Here is a 21,518-nt window from a genome sequence, read left to right as displayed (position 1 = left end):
CACCTGCTGACAGGCACTCGCCATGAGCCTGCCGCGCAACAGCATCAGCCGTACCACCCGCCCTGACCGCAGGCGCGCCGGTGGTGGATGGCTGAGCCTGTTCGCCATGTGGATGATCTTCATCGGCCCACTGATTTCCCAGTCGATGCCGATGGACCACCATGCCGGCATGAGCATGCCGATGGACATGCCGATGACGGCTGCCCATCAGCATGGCGGCGACACCCATCACGGCCACGGCAACGATGGCCAGCTGCATGTGATGTGGGAAAAGTGCGGTTACTGCAGCCTGTTGTTCAACTGCCCGGCCCTGCCCCAGGCCCTCAGCCCGCTCAGTGCCGGCAGTGTCGTCCCCACCCCCCACCTGCTTGCGCCAACGCACCAGGGCCATGCCCGGCAGGCTGTATTCCCCGGTGCGCGCAGCCGCGCCCCACCTTCCGCGATCAGCGTCTGAACCCACATTTTGCGCACGGAGCCAGGAGGCTTCGCGCTAACTCATGACTGATCGACTGGAATCATTATGTCCGGCTGCCCCCCTGTTTTTGCCTTGTCCCTGCGTGGGACCATCGCCGCCCTGTGCGGCTCGCTGCTCGCGCCCGTGGCCCTGGCCGCCGACCCTGGCCATGAGGGCCATGTGCACGAAGCCCCCGAGCTGAGCCCGACGGTGATCACCGCCGTGGCCCCGAGTTCGCCGCTGACCGTGGTCACCAACCCGAAAGACCCGCGCCAGCCCGTACCGGCCAGCGACGGCGCCGACTACCTGAAGACCATCCCCGGCTTCTCGGCAATACGTGCCGGTGGCACCAACGGCGACCCGGTACTGCGCGGCATGTTCGGCTCGCGCCTGAACATCCTCACCAACGGTGGCCTGATGCTGGGCGCCTGCCCCAACCGCATGGACGCGCCCACGTCCTACATCTCGCCGGAAACCTACGACCGCCTCACCGTGATCAAAGGCCCGCAAAGCGTGATCTGGGGCCCGGGCGGCTCGGCAGGCACCATCCTTTTCGAACGCGAACCAGAGAAATTCGGCACCCTCGGCAGCCGGGTGAACGCCAGCCTGCTGGCCGGCTCCAACGGCCGCTTCGACAAGGTGCTGGATGCCGCCGCCGGCAACAGCCAGGCCTATGCCCGCTTCGTCGGTAACCAGTCTCGCTCGGACGACTACCACGACGGCAACAACGACACCGTGCCGTCGCGCTGGGAAAAATGGAACGGCGATGTCACCCTCGGCTGGACGCCCGACCAGGACACCCTGCTGGAGCTGACTGCCGGCAAGGGCGATGGCGAGGCCCGCTATGCCGGGCGTGGTATGGACGGCTCGCAGTTCAAGCGCGAAAGCCTGGGCCTGCGCTTTGAAAAGTCCAACCTCGGCGAGGTGCTCGACAAGGTCGAGGCGCAGGTCTACTACAACTACGCCGACCATGTGATGGACAACTACAGCCTGCGCACCCCATCGGGCAGCGGCATGATGGGCATGCCGATGGTCAGCAACGTCGACCGCCGCACCATGGGCGCACGCATCAAGGCCACCTGGCGCTGGGCCGACGTGCAACTGATCGGCGGCATCGACGCGCAGACCAACGAACACCGCAAGCGCGGTGGCATGGGCGTGGACGCGCACAAGGGCCAGGCCTGGACCAAGGACGCCGACTTCCACAACTACGGCGCTTTCAGCGAACTGACCTGGTACGTCAGCGGTGAGGACCGGCTGATTACCGGTGCCCGCCTGGACCGCGCCTCGGCCCGTGACTTGCGCAAAGGCAGCGCCACCGAAGGCGACACTCGCGCCGACACCTTGCCCAGCGGCTTCGTCCGTTATGAGCACGACCTGGCAGCCATCCCGGCCACCACCTACATCGGCCTCGGCCACGCCCAGCGCTTCCCCGACTATTGGGAGCTGTTCTCGCCCAAGCTGGCACCACCGGGGGCGGCCAACGCCTTTGACGGTATCAAGCCGGAGAAAACCACCCAGCTCGACTTCGGCATCCAGTACCGCACCGAGCGCCTGGAAGCCTGGGCTTCGGGCTATGTCGGGCAGATCCGCGACTACATCCTGTTCGACTACCGCACCGGCATGATGGGCATGAGCACCTCCCAGGCACAGAACATCGACGCCCGCATCATGGGCGGCGAACTGGGCGCGGCCTACCAGCTGACCGAAAACTGGAAGGCCGACGGCACGCTGGCCTACGCTTGGGGCAAGAACAGCAGTGATGGCAAAGCGCTACCGCAAATGCCACCCCTGGAGAGCCGCCTGGGCCTGACCTACAGCCGTGATGTGTGGAGCGTCGGCGCACTGTGGCGGTTGGTGGCGGCGCAAAACCGCATTGCCGAGAACCAGGGCAACGTGGTCGGCAAGGACTACGACAAGAGCGCCGGCTTCGGCGTGTTCTCGCTCAATGGCGCCTACAAGGTGAACAACAACCTCAAGCTCAGCGCGGGGGTCGACAACCTGTTCGACAAAACCTACGCCGAGCACTTGAACCTGGCCGGGAACGCCGGGTTCGGCTACCCGGCTACAGATCCACAGCCGGTCAATGAGCCAGGCAGGACCTTCTGGACCAAGGTCGATTTCAGCTTCTGACAACAACAACGGGCGCAACTTCGGTTGCGCCCATCAGCTGGTCACACAGGAGGTTCCCATGAGAGGAACACGCATCAATTTCTATAACCTGGCCTGGCGTTGGCATTTCTATGCGGGGCTGTTCGTGGCCCCGTTCATGATCCTGCTGGCGATCACCGGGATCATCTACCTGTTCAAGCCGCAGCTCGACCCGCTGCTGTACCGCGACCTGATGGTGGTCGAAGCCGGCCACCACCGACAGGGCGCCGATGCAATGCTGGCCGAAGTGCGCCAGGCCTACCCCAAGGCTCACGTCGGCCAGTACCTGCCGCCGCTGAACGCGGAGCGCAGTGCGCAGTTCGTGGTGCATGACGGCGGGCGTGAACTGAATGTGTTTGTCGACCCGTACAGCGGCAAGGTCCTCGGCGAGCAGGACGGCAAGCAAAACCTGCAAGCCATCGCCCGCGCCCTGCATGGCGAACTGATGGTCGGCACGGTTGGTGACCGCCTGGTGGAGCTGGCGGCCGGCTGGGGCATCGTGCTGGTGGTGTCGGGCCTGTATTTGTGGTGGCCGCGCGGACGCAACGGTGCCGGCGTGCTATGGCCACGGCTGTCGTCACGCGGCAGGCTGTTGTGGCGCGACCTGCATGCGGTAACCGGCTTCTGGGGCTCGGCCTTGCTGTTGCTGATGCTGGTCAGCGGCATGACCTGGACCGGCTTGTGGGGCAAGCAGTACGCCGATGTGTGGAACCGCTTCCCGGCGGCCATGTGGAACGACGTGCCCAAGTCGGACCAGCAGGCGGGTGAATTGAACAGTGCGCACCGCCAGACCGTGCCCTGGGCGATGGAGAACACGCCGATGCCGCAGTCCGGCGCGCACGCCGAACACGCCGGGCACCACATGATGTCGGACATGCCCGCAGCCCCCCAGGTGAGCGTGCAGCAGGTCGAAGACATCGCTACTGCCCGCCAGGTCGAGCCGGGTTACAGCATCACCCTGCCGACCACGGCAGACGGCGTGTTCACCATTGCCGTGTTTGCCGACGACCCGCGCAACGACGCCACCCTGCATGTCGACCAATATACCGGCAAGGTCTTGGCTGATGTGCGCTGGCAGGACTACAGCCCGGTCGCCCGCGCCACCGAGCTGGGGGTAATGCTGCACGAAGGCAAGATGTTCGGCGCCCTCAACCAGATCATCATCCTGCTGGTGTGCCTGATGATCCTGCTGGGCTCGGTGAGCGGGCTGGTGATGTGGTGGAAGCGCCGGCCAACGGGTGGGCTGGGCGTACCGCCGCTGCGCCATGACCTGCCGCGGTGGAAGACGGCGGTGGGGGTGATGCTGGTGCTGGGGGTGATGTTCCCGCTGGTGGGGGTGTCGATGGTGGTGATGTGGGTGGTGGATAGCCTGGTGGTACGCCGTCGTCGGGCGCTGGCCAGCGCCTGAGTTTTAGCCTGCGCCGGTTTACCCGCGAAGAGGCCGGCACAGGCAGAACACTGCTACCCAAATGTAGAGTCGATCTGTCGCGCCCCGAACTGGAACGCGCGTGTCAGCCTAACCGGCTACCTCAGACAAGAAGACCGACCTTACAAGGGAATGCAGCCTATGACGCAAACCTCATCCACACCACCCGAAGAGCAACACCTGCAACGCAACCTGACCAACCGCCACATCCAGCTGATCGCCATCGGTGGCGCCATCGGTACCGGCCTGTTCATGGGCTCGGGCAAAACCATCAGCCTGGCCGGTCCATCGATCATCTTCGTCTACATGATCATCGGCTGCATGCTGTTCTTCGTCATGCGTGCCATGGGCGAACTGCTGCTGTCGAACCTCAACTACAAGTCGTTCATCGACTTCTCGGCCGACCTGCTCGGCCCCTGGGCAGGTTACTTCACCGGCTGGACCTACTGGTTCTGCTGGGTGGTCACTGGTATTGCCGACGTGGTGGCCATCGCGGCCTATACGCAGTTCTGGTTCCCGGACCTTCCACAGTGGATACCCGCGCTGACCTGTGTAGGGCTGCTGCTGTCGCTGAACCTGGTCACCGTGAAGATGTTCGGCGAGATGGAATTCTGGTTCGCGCTGATCAAGATCGTCGCCATTCTCGGCCTGGTCGCCACCGGGCTGTACATGGTCATCACCGGCTTCACTTCGCCCAGCGGGCGCACGGCGCAACTGGCCAACCTGTGGAATGACGGCGGCATGTTCCCTAATGGCCTGATGGGCTTCTTCGCCGGTTTCCAGATTGCCGTGTTCGCGTTCGTCGGTATCGAACTGGTGGGCACCACCGCAGCCGAAGCGAAGAACCCGGAGCGCACCCTGCCACGGGCTATCAACTCGATCCCGGTACGGATCATCGTTTTCTATGTGCTGGCGCTGATTGCAATCATGGCCGTGACCCCGTGGCGCGACGTGGTGCCGGGCAAGAGCCCGTTCGTGGAACTGTTCGTACTGGCCGGCCTGCCGGCGGCAGCCAGCATCATCAACTTCGTGGTACTGACCTCGGCGGCCTCTTCGGCCAACAGTGGCGTGTTCTCCACCAGCCGCATGCTCTATGGCCTGAGCCAGGAAGGTGACGCACCCAAGGCGTTCGAAAAACTGTCGAGCCGCTCGGTGCCAGCCAACGGCCTGTACTTCTCCTGCACCTGCCTGTTGCTGGGTGCGGTGCTGATCTACCTGGTACCGAACGTGGTCGAGGCGTTCACCCTGGTGACCACCGTTTCGGCGGTGCTGTTCATGTTCGTGTGGACGCTGATCCTGCTGTCGTACCTGAAGTACCGCAAGCATCGTGCAGCGCTGCACCAGGCGTCGAAGTACAAGATGCCGGGCGGGCGCTTCATGTGCTACGTGTGTTTGGTGTTCTTCGCTTTCATCCTGGTGTTGCTGAGCCTGGAGGCAGATACGCGTTCGGCGCTGCTGGTGACGCCGATCTGGTTCGTGCTGCTGGCAGTGACTTATCAGGGTGTGCGCAGCAGACGTCATCCACGCTCGGCTGTGCGTAACGGCTGATAGCCCTGGGGCTGCTTTGCAGCCCCAATCCTGTGCACACAAATATCCCAGGCACCAATCTGGATCCAACCAACGCCCCAACACCTCGCACAGCCCCTCTATTACGCACCTTCCGCCACTAGGCACACCCCTTGCAACCCCCCTCCCCGCTTGCCCAACACATAAAAACTCAGCGGAGAGAGCACATGAAGCGTCGCAGTCTGATCAAGGCCTTTACCCTCAGCGCATCGATTGCGGCGATGGGCCTGAGCTGGAGTATCCAGGCCGCCGAGACCATCAAGGTCGGCATCCTGCATTCGCTGTCCGGGACCATGGCCATTTCCGAGACCTCGCTCAAGGACATGGCGCTGATGACCATCGACGAGATCAACGCCAAGGGCGGTGTGAACGGCAAGATGCTGGAGCCGGTAGTGGTCGACCCAGCTTCCAACTGGCCGCTGTTCGCCGAAAAGAGCCGCCAGCTGCTGACTCAGGACAAGGTGGCGGTGGTGTTCGGCTGCTGGACGTCGGTGTCGCGCAAGTCGGTGTTGCCTGTGTTCGAGGAGCTCAACGGCCTGCTGTTCTACCCCGTGCAATACGAGGGTGAAGAGATGTCGCCGAACGTGTTCTACACCGGCGCCGCGCCCAACCAGCAAGCGATCCCGGCCGTGGAATACCTGATGAGCGAAGACGGCGGCAGTGCCAAGCGCTTCTTCCTGCTGGGCACCGACTACGTCTACCCGCGCACCACCAACAAGATCCTGCGCGCCTTCCTGCACAGCAAAGGCGTGGCCGACAAGGACATCGAAGAGGTGTACACGCCGTTCGGCCACGCCGATTACCAGACCATCGTCGCCAACATCAAGAAGTTCTCCGCAGGCGGCAAGACGGCGGTCATCTCAACGGTCAACGGCGACTCCAACGTACCGTTCTACAAGGAACTGGCCAACCAGGGCCTGAAGGCTACCGACGTGCCGGTGGTGGCGTTCTCGGTAGGCGAAGAAGAGCTGCGCGGCATTGACACCAAGCCGCTGGTGGGCCACCTGGCCGCCTGGAACTACTTCGAGTCGGTGGATAACCCGGTGAACCAGAAGTTCGTTGCCGACTGGAAGGCCTACGCCAAGGCCAAGGGCCTGCCGGGCGCCGACAAGGCCGTGACCAACGACCCGATGGAGGCCACCTACGTAGGTATCCACATGTGGGCGCAAGCCGTGGAAAAAGCCAAGTCCACCGATGTGGACAAGGTGCGCGAAGCGCTGGCCGGGCAAACCTTCAAGGCGCCATCGGGCTTCACCCTGACCATGGACAAGACCAACCACCACCTGCACAAGCCGGTGATGATCGGCGAAATTCAGGATGACGGGCAGTTCAGCGTGGTGTGGGAAACCGAACAGCCGCTGCGGGCGCAGCCGTGGAGCCCGTTCATTCCGGGGAATGACAAGCGCCCGGACTATGCAGTGAAAGGTAACTGAGTGCATTGGGGCTGCTTTGCAGCCCTTTCGCGGATAAATCCGCGCCTACAGGTTCAGCGCCGACCGTGTAGGAGCGGATTTATCCGCGATGAATCCACCGCCGATTTCCAGGATTACCCGCATGCTCAGACTCCTGCTCACCCTTCTCCTGCTATTGCCCTTGGCAACCCAGGCCAGCGAGGGCGAATTCTTCCTCACCGCCAAGCCCGCCGAGCAAGCCCAACTGCTCGAAAGCTGGGCGGCGCAACCCGATGCCACTCGCCTGCCGCTGCTCGAAAACCTGCGCCAAGGTCGCATCGCCGCTGACGACACCCGCAAAGTACGCCTGAACAACCGCCTGCGCGGCCTGATCGACAACGCCCTGGCCAGCCACCGGTTGCTCAGCGACAACAGCGACACCCGCCTGGCCGCCGCCCAGCAACTGCAAAAAAGCGCACAACCTGCGCAAATGGCCTTCCTCGACCGGCGCTTCGCCAGCGAAACCGACACCGCCGTGCACGCCGCCCTCGGCCTGGCCTTGGCCAACCTGCAACTGGGCGCCAGCGAGCCGGCAGTACGCCTGGCCGCCGTGCGCCTGCTGGGCGAAACCGGCGACCCGCTGGCCCGCACCCGCCTCGAAGCCCTGTTACAACCCGATGCAGAAAGCGACCCAGGGGTGCGCACCGCTGCCGAAACCAGCCTGGCCCAGGTCAAGCGCAAGCTGCTGGTCGGCGAGCTGCTCGGCCAGGCCTTCAGTGGCCTGTCGCTGGGCTCGATCCTGCTCCTGGCAGCACTCGGCCTGGCCATCACCTTCGGCCTGCTCGGGGTGATCAACATGGCCCACGGCGAAATGCTGATGCTGGGCGCCTACAGCACCTACATGGTCCAGGTGCTGGTGCAGCGCTACGCCCCGGACGCCATCGAGTTTTACCCGCTGATCGCCCTGCCGGTGGCCTTCGCCATCAGCGCCGGGGTCGGCATGGCGCTGGAGCGCACGGTCATCCGTCACCTCTACGGCCGCCCATTGGAAACGCTGCTGGCCACCTGGGGCATCAGCCTGATCCTGATCCAGGCCATCCGCCTGCTGTTCGGCGCGCAGAACGTCGAAGTCAGCAACCCGGCCTGGCTGTCGGGCGGCATCCAGCTGCTGCCCAACCTGGTGCTGCCGTACAACCGCCTGGTCATCATCGGCTTTGCCCTGGCCGTGGTGCTGCTCACCTGGCTGCTGCTCAACCGCACGCGGTTGGGCCTGAACGTGCGCGCCGTCACCCAGAACCGCAACATGGCTGCCTGCTGCGGCGTGTCCACCGGGCGCGTCGACATGCTCGCCTTCGGCCTGGGCTCTGGCATTGCCGGGCTCGGCGGCGTGGCCCTGAGCCAGGTCGGCAACGTCGGCCCGGACCTGGGCCAGAGCTACATCATCGATTCGTTCCTGGTGGTGGTGCTGGGCGGCGTCGGCCAACTGGCCGGCAGCCTCTGGGCCGCCTTCGGCCTTGGCATCGCCAACAAGCTGCTGGAGCCGCAGATCGGTGCCGTGCTTGGCAAGATCCTCATCCTTGCGTTGATCATTCTGTTCATCCAGAAACGCCCGCAAGGCCTGTTCGCCCTCAAGGGACGGGTAATCGACTGATGAACCAGCCACTGCTTGTCACCGCTACGCAAAAGGCCGGGCCGCGCCTGACGCTGGCCATCGGCGCCCTCGTCGTCCTGCTGCTGGTCGCCCTGCCGCTGTTGTCACTGCTGCCGGCGGACCATGCCTTGCAAGTGTCGGCCTACACCCTGACCCTGGTCGGCAAGATCCTCTGCTACGCCATCATCGCCCTGGCCCTGGACCTGGTCTGGGGCTACGCCGGCTTGCTGTCGCTGGGCCACGGCCTGTTCTTCGCCCTGGGCGGCTACGCCATGGGCATGTACCTGATGCGCCAGGCGGCCGGTGACGGCCTGCCGGGGTTCATGACCTTTCTGTCGTGGACCGAGCTGCCGTGGTACTGGGCCGGCACCCAGCATTTCGCCTGGGCTCTGTGCCTGGTGGTGCTGGCGCCGGGGCTGCTGGCGCTGGTGTTCGGCTGGTTTGCCTTCCGTTCGCGAATCAAGGGCGTGTACTTCTCGATCATGACCCAGGCCCTGACGTTCGCCGGCATGCTGTTGTTCTTCCGCAACGAAACCGGCTTTGGTGGCAACAACGGCTTCACCAACTTCCGCACCATTCTCGGTTTCGACATTACCGCGCAAGGCACCCGGGCCGTGCTGTTCCTGCTTACCGTCGGTTTGCTGCTGGCCAGCCTGTACCTGTGCTGGCGCCTGACCCGTAGCAAATTCGGCCGCCTGCTCACCGCCGTGCGCGATGCCGAAAACCGCCTCATGTTCTGTGGCTACGACCCGCGTGGTTTCAAGCTGCTGGTGTGGGTGCTGAGCGCTGTGCTGTGCGGCCTGGCGGGTGCGCTGTACGTGCCACAGGTGGGCATCATCAACCCCAGCGAGATGTCGCCGACCAACTCCATCGAAGCCGCCGTGTGGGTGGCCCTGGGCGGGCGTGGCACGCTGATCGGCCCGTTGCTCGGTGCCGGCCTGGTCAATGGCATGAAAAGCTGGTTCACCGTGGCCTTCCCTGAGTTCTGGCTGTTCTTCCTTGGCGCACTGTTCATCCTTGTCACCCTGTACCTGCCCAAGGGCGTGGTCGGCCTGTTGAAGAAAAGGAGCCAGCCATGAGAGGCGTGCCCCCGGTCCACCCGGAATTCATGCTGGAACCTGTGTTCGACAACCTGGGCGCCGGCCGTGATGCCATCGGCCTGGGCCAGAGCCGCAAGGCCGGCCTGGATACCCGCCACGGCACGGTGCTGAGCCTGGAGGACATCAGCGTCAGCTTCGATGGCTTCAAGGCACTCAACGCGCTGAACCTGTACATCGGCGTGGGCGAACTGCGTTGCATCATCGGCCCCAATGGCGCCGGCAAGACCACGATGATGGACGTGATCACCGGCAAGACCCGCCCCGACACCGGCAGCGCCTATTTTGGCGACACCCTCGACCTGACCCGCATGAGCGAATACCAGATCGCCCAGGCCGGCATTGGCCGCAAGTTCCAGAAGCCCACGGTATTCGAGGCGCTGACCGTGTTCGAGAACCTGGAGCTGGCGCTGAAGACCGACAAGTCGGTGTGGGCCAGCCTCGCGGCGCGCCTGGGCGGTGAGCAGCGCCAGCGCATCGAAGAGGTGCTGACCACCTTGCGTCTGCTGCCCCTGGCTCAACGTCAGGCCGGCTTGCTGTCCCATGGGCAGAAGCAGTTCCTGGAGATTGGCATGTTGCTGGTGCAAGAGCCGCAATTGCTGCTGCTGGACGAACCGGTGGCCGGCATGACCGATGCCGAGACCGAGTTCACCGCCGAGTTGTTCAAAGGCCTGGCCGGCAAGCACTCGCTGATGGTGGTGGAGCATGACATGGGGTTTGTGGGGAGCATTGCCGACCATGTGACCGTGTTGCACCAAGGCAGTGTGCTGGCAGAAGGTTCGCTGGAGCAGGTGCAGGCGGATGAGCGGGTAGTTGAGGTGTATTTGGGCCGATGATCTATTCCAAGGACATGACATGCTGAAAATCGACACGCTGCACCAATACTACGGCGGCAGCCACATCCTCCGGGGCCTGTCCTTCGAAGCCAAGGTTGGCGAAGTCACCTGCCTGCTGGGCCGCAATGGTGTGGGCAAGACCACGCTGCTGCGCTGCCTGATGGGCCTGGTACCTGCCCGCGATGGCAGCATCGAATGGGAAGGCAAGCCCATCACCAGCCTCAAGCCCCAGCAACGGGTACATGCCGGTATCGCCTATGTACCCCAGGGCCGCGAGATCTTCCCGCGCCTCACCGTCGAGGAAAACCTGCTGATGGGCCTGTCCCGCTTCCCGGCCCGTGAAGCCCGCGAAGTCCCCGCTTTCATCTACGAGCTGTTCCCGGTACTGGAGCAGATGAAGCAACGCCGTGGCGGTGACCTGTCGGGCGGCCAGCAACAACAGCTGGCCATCGGCCGCGCCCTGGCCAGCCGCCCGCGCCTGCTGATCCTCGACGAGCCGACCGAAGGCATCCAGCCCTCGGTCATCAAAGAAATCGGTGCTGTCATCCGCCGCCTGGCCGAGCGTGGTGACATGGCGATTCTGCTGGTGGAGCAGTTCTACGACTTTGCCGAAGAACTGGCCGACCAGTACCTGGTCATGGCACGGGGTGAGATCGTCCAGCGCGGGCGTGGCGAAAACATGCAGGCCGAAGGTGTGCGTGGGCTGGTAACCATTTAATCTGCAAGCAACGCCCCTGCGAGACGCTGTCATGAGTTACGAAATACGCGATGCCCTGCCTGCCGACGTGCCAGGCATCCTCGACATCTACAACGACGCCGTGCGCAACACCACGGCGATCTGGAACGAAACCCCGGTAGACCTGGCCAACCGCCAGGCCTGGTTCGATGCACGCGCGCAGCAGGGGTATCCGATCCTGGTGGCGGTGGATGAGACGGGTGTACTGGGGTATGCCTCGTTTGGCGACTGGCGGCCGTTCGAAGGTTTTCGTCTGACCGTGGAGCACTCGGTGTATGTCCGGGGTGACCAGCGTGGCAAGGGGTTGGGGCCGGTGTTGATGGCGGCGCTGGTCGAGCGGGCACGCGGTTGCGGCAAGCATGTGATGGTCGCGGCCATCGAAAGTGGCAATGCAGCCTCGGTGCGCCTGCATGAGCGGTTGGGCTTTGTGGTGACCGGGCAGATGCCGCAGGTGGGGGTGAAGTTTGGCCGCTGGCTGGATTTGACTTTCATGCAGCTGGTGCTGAACCCAGGTGCAGAGCCATCCTGAGATTGATGTTGCCTGCACTGGCCTCTTCGCGGGCACGCCCGCGAAGAGGCCAGTGCAGGCAAACACACTCACATCTGAGTAAACCTGCCCAGCCGCTGGCGCAACATGTTGTTCTCGCTGCGCAACTGCTGCACCTCCTGCAGCAACTCCAGCGCCAGCGCCACCCCTTCCCATTCCAGTTCCAGCTCTTGATGCAGCTTCGCCGCGCGCTTGGCCACTAACGGCGCCTGATCGTCGAACAACCAGTCCTCAGGCGTTCGCCCGGAGGGTTCGACAATGCCGTGCTCGACGATTTCGATCACGCAGTCCGCCGTGACATCGGCTTCCTGACACAGGGTACGCATGTCCAGTTGAACGATCAGGGTGCTGCTCATGATCACTTACTCCATTGTGCCCTCGGGTTGAACGCGGCCTTTTCGGAAAGCTTGGCCCACAGTTCACGGGTAGATTCGTCAGAAGTCGTCGGCATGACCACCTTGAGCTGCGCGTAAAGGTTGCCGCGCTCGCCCTGCTTGTTCGCCAGGCCTTTGCCCGGTACGCGCAGGCGCTGGCCACTCTGGCTGTCGGGGCGGATGGTCAGGTTGATCTTGCCGTCCAGGGTCGGCACCGCCACCTTGGTGCCCAAGGCCGCCTCCCACGGTGCCAGTGGCACGGTGATGATCAGGTCATGGCCTTCGACATCGAACAGCGGGTGCGGTGCCATGCGGATGGTCAGGAACAGGTCACCATTGGCCCCACCACCGCTGCCCGGGGCGCCCTGGCCTTTAAGGCGGATACGCTCGCCGTCGGTCACCCCGGCCGGGATCTTCACGTTCAGCGTCTTGGTGGTGAAGCCGGTGCGCTGGCCCATGGCATTGGTTTGCGGCACCTGGAAGCTGATCTGCTTGGACTCCTTGCTCAGGGTCTCTTCAAGGAATACCGCCAGTTCAAGCTCCACGTCCTGCCCTCGCCTGCCGGCACTGCGTTGTTGCTGACGGGCGCCACCGAAAGGGTTGCCACCCCCTCGCCCACCGAAGATCGAGCTGAAGAAGTCGGAGAAGTCGCCACCCTCGAAGCCGCCGCCACCGCCACGGCTTTCCCAGCCAGGTGGTGCCTGGAACGGCCGGCCATGCTGGCCGCCGTACTTGCGGATTTCGTCGAACTCGGCACGTTTCTGCGCGTCGCCCAGCACTTCGTAGGCCTCGTTGGCCTCTTTGAATTTATCCTCGGCGTCGCGCTCCTTGCTGACATCGGGGTGATACTTGCGGGCCAGCTTGCGGTACGCGGCCTTGATCGCCTTGTCGTCCGCCGTGGGCTCTACGCCGAGTATCTTGTAATAGTCTTTGAAGTCCATTTATGGATCACCAATGTAAATGTGCGTGTTGCCACTGAAGATAGGGGTCAAGCATAGCCTTTCAAGGCCGCTTTGGGTTTGCTCCATGGCAGACGACTGGTCTTGATTCTGTAGCCAACTGGCATACACTGCGCGGCCGTTTTGCCTCCGGAAGCTCATTCCCCATGTCTGACGTATCCCCGGCCCGTGCCCTGGGCATCGACTTTGGCACCTCCAACTCCACGGTCGGCTGGCACCGCCCTGGCGTGGAATCGCTGATCGCCCTGGAAGACGGCAAGATCACCTTGCCCTCGGTGGTGTTCTTCAACATCGAGGAACGTCGCCCGGTTTATGGCCGCCTGGCACTGCACGAGTACCTGGAAGGCTACGAAGGCCGCCTGATGCGCTCGCTGAAGAGCCTGCTGGGCTCCAAGCTGATCAAGCACGACACCAGCGTGCTGGGCAGCGCCCTGCCGTTCAAGGACCTGCTGGGCATGTTCATCGGCGAGCTGAAAAAGCGCGCCGAGGCTGCCGCGGGTCGCGAGTTCGACCAGGTGGTGCTGGGCCGCCCGGTGTTCTTCGTCGACGAAGACCCGGCTGCCGACCAGGAAGCCGAAGACACCCTGGCCGATGTCGCGCGCAAGATCGGTTTCAAGGATGTGTCGTTCCAGTACGAGCCGATTGCCGCAGCCTTCGACTATGAGTCAAGCATCAGCCGCGAAGAACTGGTGCTGATCGTCGACATCGGCGGTGGTACGTCCGACTTCACCCTGATCCGCCTGTCGCCCGAGCGCCACCTGGTCGCCGAGCGCCAAAGTGACATCCTCGCCACCGGCGGTGTGCACATTGGCGGTACCGACTTCGACAAGCAGTTGAGCCTGCAGGGCGTGATGCCGCTGTTCGGCTACGGCAGCCGCATGAAGAGCGGCGCGCTGATGCCCACCAGCTATCACCTCAACCTGGCCACCTGGCACACCATCAACGCCCTGTATTCACAGAAGTCGCAACTGGCGTTGGGCAGCATGCGCTACGACATCGAAGACAGCTTCGGCATCGACCGCCTGTTCAAGCTGATCGAACAGCGCGCCGGGCACTGGTTGGCGATGGAGGTCGAGGCCAGCAAAATCGAGCTGACCCACAGTGAAAGCCGCCACATCGACCTGCGCCGTGTCGAGCCTGAGCTGACGGCAGAGCTGACTCGCGTGCTGTTCGAAGAAGCGATCGAAGGGCTGCTGGAGCGAGTGCGGGGTAGCGTGACCGAATTGCTGGCCAAGGCTGGCGTGAGCGAAGGCCAGGTGGACACGGTGTTCTTCACTGGCGGTTCCAGCGGTATTCCGGCGCTGCGTAACAGCGTTGCGGCGATGCTGCCGAATGCGCGGCATGTGGAAGGCAATATCTTTGGCAGCATTGGTAGCGGGCTGGCCATCGAGGCGCGCAAGCGGTACGGGGCGGCCTGAAGCATCCTGGGGCTGCTTTGCAGCCCCGGCAATCTGTCAGACCAGTTCAGCCCGCTTGAGCTCACTCTTCAGATAGGCATAGTAAATCGGCCCCGCCACCACACCAGGCAGCCCGAACGCCGCTTCGAACACCAGCATCGCCAGCAGCAACTCCCACGCCTTGGCACTGATCTGCCCCCCCACGATCCGCGCATTGAGGAAGTACTCGACCTTGTGGATGACAATCAGGTAGCCCAGCGCCGCCGCCGCCACCCAGATCGACAGCGACAAGCCGACAATGGTGATCAGGGTGTTGGACATCAAGTTGCCGATTACCGGCAGCAAGCCCAGCAGGAAGGTCAGCACGATCAGCGTCTTGGTCAGCGGCAGGTGCACGCCGAACAGGGGCATCACCACCGCCAGGAAGATGCCGGTGAAAAACGTGTTGAGCAGCGAGATCTTGATCTGCGCGAAGACGATGTTGCGAAACGCCTTCACCAGTAGATTGAGGCGCTCGAACAGCGCCGCCGCCAGGGGCTTGCGCCGGGAAACATCGGGAATGCGCTGCAACGCGATGATGGCACCCAGGATCATGCCGATCAGCAGTGTCACGAACATGTGCGCCATGCCCTTGCCCACCAGTTGCAGATCGCTCAGGTGGCTCTTGATCCAGTCACCGATGGCCACCTTGAACTCGGCGGCGCTGGCGGGCAGGTAGCCCTCGATGAACGGCGGCAGCTGGCCACGGGCGCGCTCGACCAACGCCATGAACTTGTCCAGCGAGGCGCCGGGGTTTTCCGCCTCGTGCAGCAGGAAGCTGAAGGCACCGGCAATCAGCAGCGTCAGGGTACTGACCACCAGCGTACCGAGCAGCGCCACGGCCAGCCAGCGGGCGCGTTGGCCGGCCAGCAGCGGTTGCAGACGCGGGGTAAGCATGTTGACCAGTTCGAACACCAGCAGGCCGGCAAGCAGGCTGGGCAGCAACTTCAGGGGCAAGGCCAGCAGCAGCCCGGCCATGAAGATGATCAGGCTGGCCAGGGTGATCTGACGGGGGGTAAAGGTCATACAGCCTCGACGGCAGACAGCGGGAATGCCCGCAGTCTGCCAGCCTTGCGCCTGCAGGCATAGGCGCAGGTCATTTCTTCTTCAGGCAGTCGCTCATGAAGGCTTTGCGTTCGTCACCCTTCAGGGCCTTGGTGGTGGCGTCGGCGTTGCAGGTTTTCATCTTCTCTTGCTGGGTTTGCGGCACGTCCTTTTTCAGGCAAGTGCTCATGAAGGCTTTGCGCTCATCGCCCTTGAGGGCCTTGGCGGTGGCGTCGGCGTTGCAGGTTTTCATCTTTTCCTGCTGCGCGGTGTTGGCCGCGAAGCCTTGGGCGCTGAACAGCACGGCCAGCACCAGTAATGGAATGTGCAGCACTTTCATGGAGTGGTCTCCTTCGCTCCGCGCCCGATGCACGGGGGTCGAGCTGAGTGTAGCCAAGAGATGCCTGACTTGAGTTTTTCGGTGGTGCATAGATCGAGCGCCGCCCGTGCGGCGCATCGCGAGCTGCGCTCGCTCCTACGTTTGTTTCGGGCCAGTAACGCCTGTGCCAGGCGCGCGCGACCGCCTACTTCGTGCAACGCGATATTCAGCCATGCGCCAAAGCGTACGCACGCACATCCCACAGGCATAATTGGCCCGAAACAAACGTAGGAGCGAGCGCAGCTCGCGATGCGCCGCGCGGGCGGCGCTCGATCTGACAGGCGCCGCTGTTATCAAAGGCGAACGCCTCCAAAATCTGCTTTTCCGAGTACCTGTTCCATGAACTACCTGTTCCCCCTCACCGCCATCCTCATCTGGGCCGGCAACACCGTGGTCACCAAGATGTCCGCCGGTGCCATCCACCCCGCCGAAATCGGCTTCTACCGCTGGCTGCTGGCCGCCCTGCTGTTCACTCCGTTCCTGCTGCCCGCCGTGTGGCGCAACCGCGCAGCGATCCGCCCGTACCTGGGCAAGGTGTTCGTGTTGGGCGTGCTGGGCATGGCGCTGTACCAGAGCCTGGCCTACTTCGCCGCCGGCATTACCAGCGCCACCAACATGGGCATCATCCTCTCGCTGATGCCGCTGATGTCACTGGCACTTTCCATCGCCTGGCTGGGCCAGCGCCTGAGCTACGGTGCCCTGCTGGGCGCAGTGGTGTCGTTCTTTGGCGTACTGGAAGTGGTCAGCACCGGCCATCCCGCCAGCCTGCTGGCGCACGGCCTGAACAGTGGCGACCTGCTGATGCTGGTGGCCACCCTGGCTTACGCGCTGTACAGCTTCCTGCTGAAGAAATGGCAGCTGCGCCTGCCGCCTCTGCAGTTGCTGTACCTTCAGGTGCTGGTGGCCATCGTCGTGCTGCTGCCGTTGTTCCTGCTGTCGGACAAGACCGGCCTGAACAGCCACAACATCGGCCTGGTGCTGTACGCCTGCGTGCTGGCCTCGATGATCGCGCCGCTGGTGTGGATGCAAGCTGTGCATCGCCTGGGGCCAAGTCGCACCACGCTGTTCTTCAACCTGCTGCCGGTTGTCACCGCAGTGATCGCCGCCGTGGTGCTCGACGAGCAACTGGCCCGCTATCACCTGGTCGGCGGCTTGCTGACCTTGGCCGGGGTGGTGCTGGCCGAGCGCTGGACCACGCCCATTCGCCGCTAAAGCCCTGCAGCCTTGAGCCGGGCGGCATGTTCAGTGAACAGCCGCACCGGCTCTGCACCTTTACCCACGGCGCCGAGCGACTGGTTGACGATATCCAGATGGTCCAACGGGTAGTCGTCACCAATCACCTGACCCAGGTGCGAACTGAAACGCCCGACCATGCCGTCACATTGGCCCTTTTCCTTGACGAAGCTGCGCGCGAACAGGCGGCAGAAGCGGTTGCTGCCGTCAAAGCGGTTGCGCCCCTGGTCGGTCAGGCCGGGCTGCAAGGTGCCGGACCACGAGTAATAGCGCACGCCATCGACTTCATATGCCCCTTCCCCACCCCAGGTCTGCGGCAGCCCCTGTGGATAAGCCTGGTTGAACAGCCCCACCCCGGCGCGGGTCAGCGACTGGTGCGAGGCGTGCACATCAACCGGCAGCGGGTCGCGGCGCCAACCGGTTTCCAGCCACACCAGCAACACGGCAAAACCATGCAATACGGCCTTGAGAATACGGCCCTGGGGGGAATCGCCCGGTGCCGTGCGCTCCAGGTGGTCAGCCAGCTCGGAGCCGTGGTTGGGGCCAGCCACCGAGGTGACCGAAGCCACCCGATCCGGCCGCTTGGCCGCAGCGTAGCGCGCACTCAGGGCACCCTGGCTATGGCCGATCAGGTTGACCTTGGCGGCGCCGGTGCGCTGGCAAATGTCTTCGATGATCGCCAGCAACTGCTCGCCACGCACCTCGCTTGAGTGCAGCGGCGAAACCTGCACCGGAAACACCCGTGCCCCGCCCTTGCGCAGGGCCGGCACGATGCCGAACCAGTACGGATAGAGCACCAACCGGACAAACCCGAGCATGCCCGGCACCAGCACCAACGGGTATCGCGTGGCCAATTCCTGCTGCATTGCCCCAGCCCCTTTCCGTGGACGACCGGCCAACACTACAGCGGCCATCATGACCATCGCAATCGAACTCCTGGCGCGCGCTGTGGTTCCAAACCACACAGACCCTTTGCAAGGAGCGGGACCATGTACAAGCAGACCCTGGCAATCCTTCTGGCAAGTGCCACCCTGGCCGCCTGCGGCAGCCGCCCGGAAAACCCGGTGGACTACGTCACCTACCGCGACGAACCACTGGTCAAACAAGTGGAACACGGCATGACCATGCAGAAGGTCATCGCCATCGGCGGCAGCCCTTCGAACGTAATCGACCTGCCGCACGGGGGCACCTGCAACGACTACATCCTCAACCGCGACGGCAAACAGCAGCCCTACTACGTGCGCTTCGACGCCACCGGCCATGTCGACGCCAAGGGCTTCAAAACCTGCAAACAACGCCAAGAGGACAGCGACGCCTTGCATGGCGCCTGAGTCCCACCCTGATCTACCGTCCTGACCCGTCTGGAGATAACCATGAGCAACGTTGAACTGACCGATGTGCAAACCCTGCGCGAGCGTGCCCGCCAGCATGTCGAGCAAGGCGCGGTGACCGAGGGCTACAACGCCGACCGCACGGAGATCCTGCGCCTGCTGAACGAGTCACTGGCCACCGAGCTGGTCTGCGTGCTGCGCTACAAGCGCCACTACTTCATGGCCAGCGGCATCAAGGCCAGTGTGGCGGCCAGCGAGTTTCTGGAGCATGCCAACCAGGAAGCCGAGCATGCCGACAAACTGGCGGAGCGCATCGTGCAGCTGGGCGGGGAGCCAGATTTCAACCCGGATAACCTGAGCAAGAATTCCCATGCCCAATATGTCGCGGGTAATTCATTGAAGGAGATGGTGCTGGAGGATCTGGTGGCGGAGCGAATTGCCATTGATAGCTACCGCGAGATCATTCAGTACATCGGCGATAAAGACCCGACTACGCGGCGCATCTTCGAGGACATCCTGGCGCAGGAAGAAGAGCACGCGGACGATATGTCCGATCTGCTACAAGGGCTGTAATCGCAAGGGGCTGCTCTGCAGCCCATCGCCGGCTTGCCGGCGATTGGGCCGCAACGCGGCCCCCTATCATTTCTTGCCTTTCACCGCAGCCGGCGCCTTGCCCGCCTTCATCTGCTGCAACAGCGGCGTGCACTGGTTGGGATCATCCCCACTGCTGGGCGCAATCAGCGCCAGCAACCCCGCCGCCGGCCCGGCCACGACACCGAGCGCCACCATTCCCGCACCGCGTAGCGCCAGCGGCAACGCCTGCACCCCGGCACTGGGCTTGGCAAACGGCCCGCGCACATACAGCGGCGATCGAAGCGAGAACAGCCGCAGCCCTTTCGATTCCGGCGTGATCTTCAAGTCCAACTGCTCGCTGGCGAAATTGGCCGTGCCGTTGATGTAGATGATGGCGTTCTCGGTATCGAAGATGAACAGGCGCGTTGTGGCCAGGCCATCCTTGATCCCCACATCTGCCGCCGCGCAATTGATCTTCACATCCTCGTCACCAAACAGTTTGCCGACCACGTAGTTGCCCACGTTCAAACCGGCAATCTCCATCAAGCTGCGACTGATGGCGCCATCGTTGATCAGCATGCGCAGGTCACCATTGGCCGTGCCCAGCAAAGCCGCTACCGAGTTGCCACGGCCGCTGATGTCGGCATCACCGTTCAGCTCGCCAAAGCTGGTCTGCATCGGTGCAAAGGAAGGGAACAGTTGCTTGAGCTTGAAACCACGTGCAGTCAGCTGGGCACGCCCCTGCAATGGCACGTTGCGCCCGTCCAGGCGGATCTTCGAGGCCAGGTTGCCGCCCGCCACGCCAAACCGCAGGGGCTCCAGACGCAGCAGGCCGTCTTCCAGAATCACGTGGGCCGACAAGTCATTGAACGGCAGTTGCGCGCTGTGCACGATGCGCTTGCCGGCAAAGGTGACATCCGCGTCCATGGCGCGCCAACGCTCGGTGCGGAACTCTTCCACCGGCAGCACCTTGCCCGTCGGCTGCTTGCTGGCACCGCCACGGGCCTTCTGTTCGGCGTTGGAGTCGGCGCCGATCAGCGGTGCCAGATCCTTGAACAGCAACTGGTTCGAAACCAGGTTGCCGGACAACTTGGGCCGTGGCTGGCTGGCGACGAAGGCCAGGTCACCGTGAATATCGCTGTCACCGATCTTGCCGTTGAAGCCCTGATAGTTGAATGTCGCCCCTTGCGCCGCGTGCAGGTTGGCGTTGAGGCGGCCGTCAGTGGAGTAGGCCGGGGTGTCTGGCAGGGTCACGCCGGTCAATGGATAGAGGTTACCCAGGCTGGCGCCGGACAAGCGCAGGCGCAGGTCGAGGGCGCCGAGGTTGCGTGGATCGGTCAGGGTGCCGGCGAGCACCACATGGGTATCGGCAATCCGCACGTCGGCCTGCAGCGGGAACGGCTGGCTGGCGTCCTGTAATGCCAACAGGCCGCCGATTTTGCCGGTGCCGGACACCGGCTGGCCCTTGTAGCGGCCCTGGGCCTTGAGCCCGAAGGCGTAGTCCTGGGCACCACCGACTTTTTCGGCGCTGGCCTTGCCGACGATGTCGCTGAACGGGATCGGTTTGCCCAGCGGGTCGATCTGCACCTTCATGCTGGTTTGCAGGGTCTGGTCGTCGAAGCTGACATTACCTTGGTCGAAACCGATGGCGCCGATGTCCAGCTGCCATTTTGAAGGTTCTGCGTTTTCGTCTTTTGGCCCGAGGTCAAAGGTCCAGTTGGCCCGGCCATCGGCCAGGCGGGTGAGGCTGGCCGTCGGTTTGGTGAGGTTGATGCGCGGGATGCTGATCTGCTGGAACAGCAACGGCAGCGGCGCCAGGCGGAACTCGACACGCTCCAGGCCGACCATCTTCGGCTCCTTGAGCCAGTCGGGGTTGCCCAACGTCAGGTCTTCGGCGATGAAGTGCGGCCATGGCACCCAGGCACGCCAGCCACCTTCTTCGGGCTCGGTATGCCACTGGACGGCAAGGTTGCCATTGATCGCAAAAGGCCGGTGCAGGGCCTCGGACACCTTCTCGTTCAGCAGCGGCTTGACGCGGTTCCAGTCAAAGGTGGCAATCACAACCACCAGGATCGCCAGCAGTGTCAGCAGGCTGGTGAGGGTCCAGACGAGAATTCTGGCGGGACGCGTCATTGCGGGGTTCTCCTTGCGGCATGGCACAAAACGGGCGCAGCGGTGGCACTTGATATCTGGGACTGATGAAAACCCGCAGGGTTTTATCGATGGCGCCATGATAGCGAAGTTTTTCCTGGCCTTTTGCTCAGCAATTTGTCGCGCCAGGCCCTACCTGTTACCCGCCCGCAGCAGGGGAAACTCGCCGCGCCTATCCCTGCA

General features: G+C 63.5%; 20 protein-coding genes. 14 read left to right on the top strand and 6 right to left on the bottom strand.

Going from position 1 to position 21,518, the window contains the following annotated elements; genetic code table 11:
* Positions 1-22: 22 nt before the first annotated feature.
* From D906_RS08250 to D906_RS08205, 10 genes are all read left to right on the top strand, one after another.
* Positions 23-454, top strand: coding sequence for a DUF2946 domain-containing protein (locus D906_RS08250; protein WP_016712219.1), 432 nt, complete (start codon positions 23-25; stop codon positions 452-454).
* 66 nt (positions 455-520) lie between these two features.
* On the top strand, positions 521-2,587 hold the full coding sequence (locus tag D906_RS08245) for a TonB-dependent copper receptor (protein ID WP_027614873.1): 2,067 nt from the start codon (positions 521-523) through the stop codon (positions 2,585-2,587).
* A gap of 58 nt (positions 2,588-2,645) precedes the next feature.
* Positions 2,646-4,013 (top strand): PepSY domain-containing protein, encoded by a 1,368-nt coding sequence (locus D906_RS08240; protein ID WP_027614872.1) that lies wholly within the window; start codon positions 2,646-2,648, stop codon positions 4,011-4,013.
* Positions 4,014-4,172: 159 nt separating this feature from the next.
* Positions 4,173-5,579 (top strand): D-serine/D-alanine/glycine transporter, encoded by a 1,407-nt coding sequence (gene cycA, locus D906_RS08235; protein ID WP_027614871.1) that lies wholly within the window; start codon positions 4,173-4,175, stop codon positions 5,577-5,579.
* 185 nt (positions 5,580-5,764) lie between these two features.
* Positions 5,765-7,030, top strand: coding sequence for an urea ABC transporter substrate-binding protein (gene urtA, locus D906_RS08230; protein ID WP_016712223.1), 1,266 nt, complete (start codon positions 5,765-5,767; stop codon positions 7,028-7,030).
* Positions 7,031-7,118: 88 nt separating this feature from the next.
* The gene (gene urtB, locus D906_RS08225; RefSeq protein ID WP_371105410.1) at positions 7,119-8,639 is read left to right on the top strand and encodes an urea ABC transporter permease subunit UrtB; all 1,521 of its coding nucleotides are present in this window, start codon (positions 7,119-7,121) and stop codon (positions 8,637-8,639) included.
* Positions 8,639-9,718, top strand: a complete 1,080-nt coding sequence (gene urtC, locus D906_RS08220) for an urea ABC transporter permease subunit UrtC (protein WP_027614870.1) — start codon at positions 8,639-8,641, stop codon at positions 9,716-9,718. Before urtB ends, urtC begins: the two co-directional genes overlap by 1 nt.
* A complete protein-coding gene (urtD, locus tag D906_RS08215; protein ID WP_016712226.1) occupies positions 9,715-10,572 on the top strand; it encodes an urea ABC transporter ATP-binding protein UrtD in 858 nt (285 codons plus the stop codon). Before urtC ends, urtD begins: the two co-directional genes overlap by 4 nt.
* Before the next feature lie 19 nt (positions 10,573-10,591).
* Positions 10,592-11,290 carry an urea ABC transporter ATP-binding subunit UrtE gene (gene urtE / locus D906_RS08210; RefSeq protein WP_016712227.1) on the top strand — a complete coding sequence of 233 codons (699 nt, stop codon included), beginning with the start codon at positions 10,592-10,594 and terminating at the stop codon, positions 11,288-11,290.
* Positions 11,291-11,321: 31 nt separating this feature from the next.
* A complete protein-coding gene (locus tag D906_RS08205; RefSeq protein WP_019098565.1) occupies positions 11,322-11,837 on the top strand; it encodes a GNAT family N-acetyltransferase in 516 nt (171 codons plus the stop codon).
* Positions 11,838-11,905: 68 nt separating this feature from the next.
* On the opposite strand, the gene D906_RS08200 is transcribed toward D906_RS08205, so the two are convergent.
* Together D906_RS08200 and cbpA are read right to left on the bottom strand one after the other, a co-directional pair.
* Positions 11,906-12,211: a chaperone modulator CbpM gene (locus tag D906_RS08200; protein ID WP_019098566.1), complete on the bottom strand. Its 306-nt coding sequence runs from the start codon at positions 12,209-12,211 to the stop codon at positions 11,906-11,908.
* 2 nt (positions 12,212-12,213) lie between these two features.
* The gene (gene cbpA, locus D906_RS08195) at positions 12,214-13,170 is read right to left on the bottom strand and encodes a curved DNA-binding protein (RefSeq protein WP_019098567.1); all 957 of its coding nucleotides are present in this window, start codon (positions 13,168-13,170) and stop codon (positions 12,214-12,216) included.
* A 164-nt stretch (positions 13,171-13,334) separates the two neighbouring features.
* Between cbpA and D906_RS08190 the strand changes: the two genes are divergently transcribed.
* On the top strand, positions 13,335-14,606 hold the full coding sequence (locus D906_RS08190) for an Hsp70 family protein (RefSeq protein ID WP_016712231.1): 1,272 nt from the start codon (positions 13,335-13,337) through the stop codon (positions 14,604-14,606).
* A gap of 36 nt (positions 14,607-14,642) precedes the next feature.
* On the opposite strand, the gene D906_RS08185 is transcribed toward D906_RS08190, so the two are convergent.
* Together D906_RS08185 and D906_RS08180 are read right to left on the bottom strand one after the other, a co-directional pair.
* The gene (locus tag D906_RS08185) at positions 14,643-15,650 is read right to left on the bottom strand and encodes an AI-2E family transporter (protein WP_027614869.1); all 1,008 of its coding nucleotides are present in this window, start codon (positions 15,648-15,650) and stop codon (positions 14,643-14,645) included.
* Between the two features lie 70 nt (positions 15,651-15,720).
* Positions 15,721-16,008: a PsiF family protein gene (locus D906_RS08180; RefSeq protein ID WP_025754342.1), complete on the bottom strand. Its 288-nt coding sequence runs from the start codon at positions 16,006-16,008 to the stop codon at positions 15,721-15,723.
* Between the two features lie 378 nt (positions 16,009-16,386).
* On the opposite strand from D906_RS08180, the gene D906_RS08175 reads away from it, so the two are divergent.
* Positions 16,387-17,259 carry a DMT family transporter gene (locus D906_RS08175; RefSeq protein ID WP_016712234.1) on the top strand — a complete coding sequence of 291 codons (873 nt, stop codon included), beginning with the start codon at positions 16,387-16,389 and terminating at the stop codon, positions 17,257-17,259.
* On the opposite strand, the gene D906_RS08170 is transcribed toward D906_RS08175, so the two are convergent.
* Positions 17,256-18,146 (bottom strand): triacylglycerol lipase, encoded by an 891-nt coding sequence (locus D906_RS08170; protein ID WP_020424232.1) that lies wholly within the window; start codon positions 18,144-18,146, stop codon positions 17,256-17,258. The two genes, D906_RS08175 and D906_RS08170, sit on opposite strands and share 4 nt — an antisense overlap.
* Before the next feature lie 123 nt (positions 18,147-18,269).
* Between D906_RS08170 and osmE the strand changes: the two genes are divergently transcribed.
* Positions 18,270-18,611, top strand: coding sequence for an osmotically-inducible lipoprotein OsmE (osmE, locus tag D906_RS08165; RefSeq protein ID WP_016712236.1), 342 nt, complete (start codon positions 18,270-18,272; stop codon positions 18,609-18,611).
* A gap of 42 nt (positions 18,612-18,653) precedes the next feature.
* On the top strand, positions 18,654-19,184 hold the full coding sequence (locus D906_RS08160; protein ID WP_016712237.1) for a bacterioferritin: 531 nt from the start codon (positions 18,654-18,656) through the stop codon (positions 19,182-19,184).
* 66 nt (positions 19,185-19,250) lie between these two features.
* On the opposite strand, the gene D906_RS08155 is transcribed toward D906_RS08160, so the two are convergent.
* On the bottom strand, positions 19,251-21,317 hold the full coding sequence (locus D906_RS08155; protein ID WP_019096787.1) for an AsmA family protein: 2,067 nt from the start codon (positions 21,315-21,317) through the stop codon (positions 19,251-19,253).
* Positions 21,318-21,518: the final 201 nt, after the last annotated feature.

The organism is Pseudomonas sp. LAIL14HWK12:I1 (assembly GCF_003202095.1).
Lineage (GTDB): Bacteria > Pseudomonadota > Gammaproteobacteria > Pseudomonadales > Pseudomonadaceae > Aquipseudomonas > Aquipseudomonas monteilii.
This window is presented reverse-complemented; position numbering and strand designations above follow the sequence as displayed.

What these genes read in the sequence shown, in the direction of transcription:
- D906_RS08200 (WP_019098566.1), bottom strand. Translation starts at nt 12,211, where the DNA reads ATGAGCAGCACCCTGATCGTTCAACTGGACATGCGTACCCTGTGTCAG.
- D906_RS08205 (WP_019098565.1), top strand. Translation starts at nt 11,322, where the DNA reads ATGAGTTACGAAATACGCGATGCCCTGCCTGCCGACGTGCCAGGCATC.
- D906_RS08240 (WP_027614872.1), top strand. Translation starts at nt 2,646, where the DNA reads ATGAGAGGAACACGCATCAATTTCTATAACCTGGCCTGGCGTTGGCAT.
- urtC (WP_027614870.1), top strand. Translation starts at nt 8,639, where the DNA reads ATGAACCAGCCACTGCTTGTCACCGCTACGCAAAAGGCCGGGCCGCGC.
- D906_RS08160 (WP_016712237.1), top strand. Translation starts at nt 18,654, where the DNA reads ATGAGCAACGTTGAACTGACCGATGTGCAAACCCTGCGCGAGCGTGCC.
- D906_RS08185 (WP_027614869.1), bottom strand. Translation starts at nt 15,650, where the DNA reads ATGACCTTTACCCCCCGTCAGATCACCCTGGCCAGCCTGATCATCTTC.
- D906_RS08245 (WP_027614873.1), top strand. Translation starts at nt 521, where the DNA reads ATGTCCGGCTGCCCCCCTGTTTTTGCCTTGTCCCTGCGTGGGACCATC.
- cycA (WP_027614871.1), top strand. Translation starts at nt 4,173, where the DNA reads ATGACGCAAACCTCATCCACACCACCCGAAGAGCAACACCTGCAACGC.
- urtB (WP_371105410.1), top strand. Translation starts at nt 7,119, where the DNA reads ATGAATCCACCGCCGATTTCCAGGATTACCCGCATGCTCAGACTCCTG.
- D906_RS08155 (WP_019096787.1), bottom strand. Translation starts at nt 21,317, where the DNA reads ATGACGCGTCCCGCCAGAATTCTCGTCTGGACCCTCACCAGCCTGCTG.
- D906_RS08180 (WP_025754342.1), bottom strand. Translation starts at nt 16,008, where the DNA reads ATGAAAGTGCTGCACATTCCATTACTGGTGCTGGCCGTGCTGTTCAGC.
- D906_RS08250 (WP_016712219.1), top strand. Translation starts at nt 23, where the DNA reads ATGAGCCTGCCGCGCAACAGCATCAGCCGTACCACCCGCCCTGACCGC.
- urtE (WP_016712227.1), top strand. Translation starts at nt 10,592, where the DNA reads ATGCTGAAAATCGACACGCTGCACCAATACTACGGCGGCAGCCACATC.
- D906_RS08175 (WP_016712234.1), top strand. Translation starts at nt 16,387, where the DNA reads ATGAACTACCTGTTCCCCCTCACCGCCATCCTCATCTGGGCCGGCAAC.
- D906_RS08190 (WP_016712231.1), top strand. Translation starts at nt 13,335, where the DNA reads ATGTCTGACGTATCCCCGGCCCGTGCCCTGGGCATCGACTTTGGCACC.
- osmE (WP_016712236.1), top strand. Translation starts at nt 18,270, where the DNA reads ATGTACAAGCAGACCCTGGCAATCCTTCTGGCAAGTGCCACCCTGGCC.
- urtD (WP_016712226.1), top strand. Translation starts at nt 9,715, where the DNA reads ATGAGAGGCGTGCCCCCGGTCCACCCGGAATTCATGCTGGAACCTGTG.
- D906_RS08170 (WP_020424232.1), bottom strand. Translation starts at nt 18,146, where the DNA reads ATGCAGCAGGAATTGGCCACGCGATACCCGTTGGTGCTGGTGCCGGGC.
- cbpA (WP_019098567.1), bottom strand. Translation starts at nt 13,170, where the DNA reads ATGGACTTCAAAGACTATTACAAGATACTCGGCGTAGAGCCCACGGCG.
- urtA (WP_016712223.1), top strand. Translation starts at nt 5,765, where the DNA reads ATGAAGCGTCGCAGTCTGATCAAGGCCTTTACCCTCAGCGCATCGATT.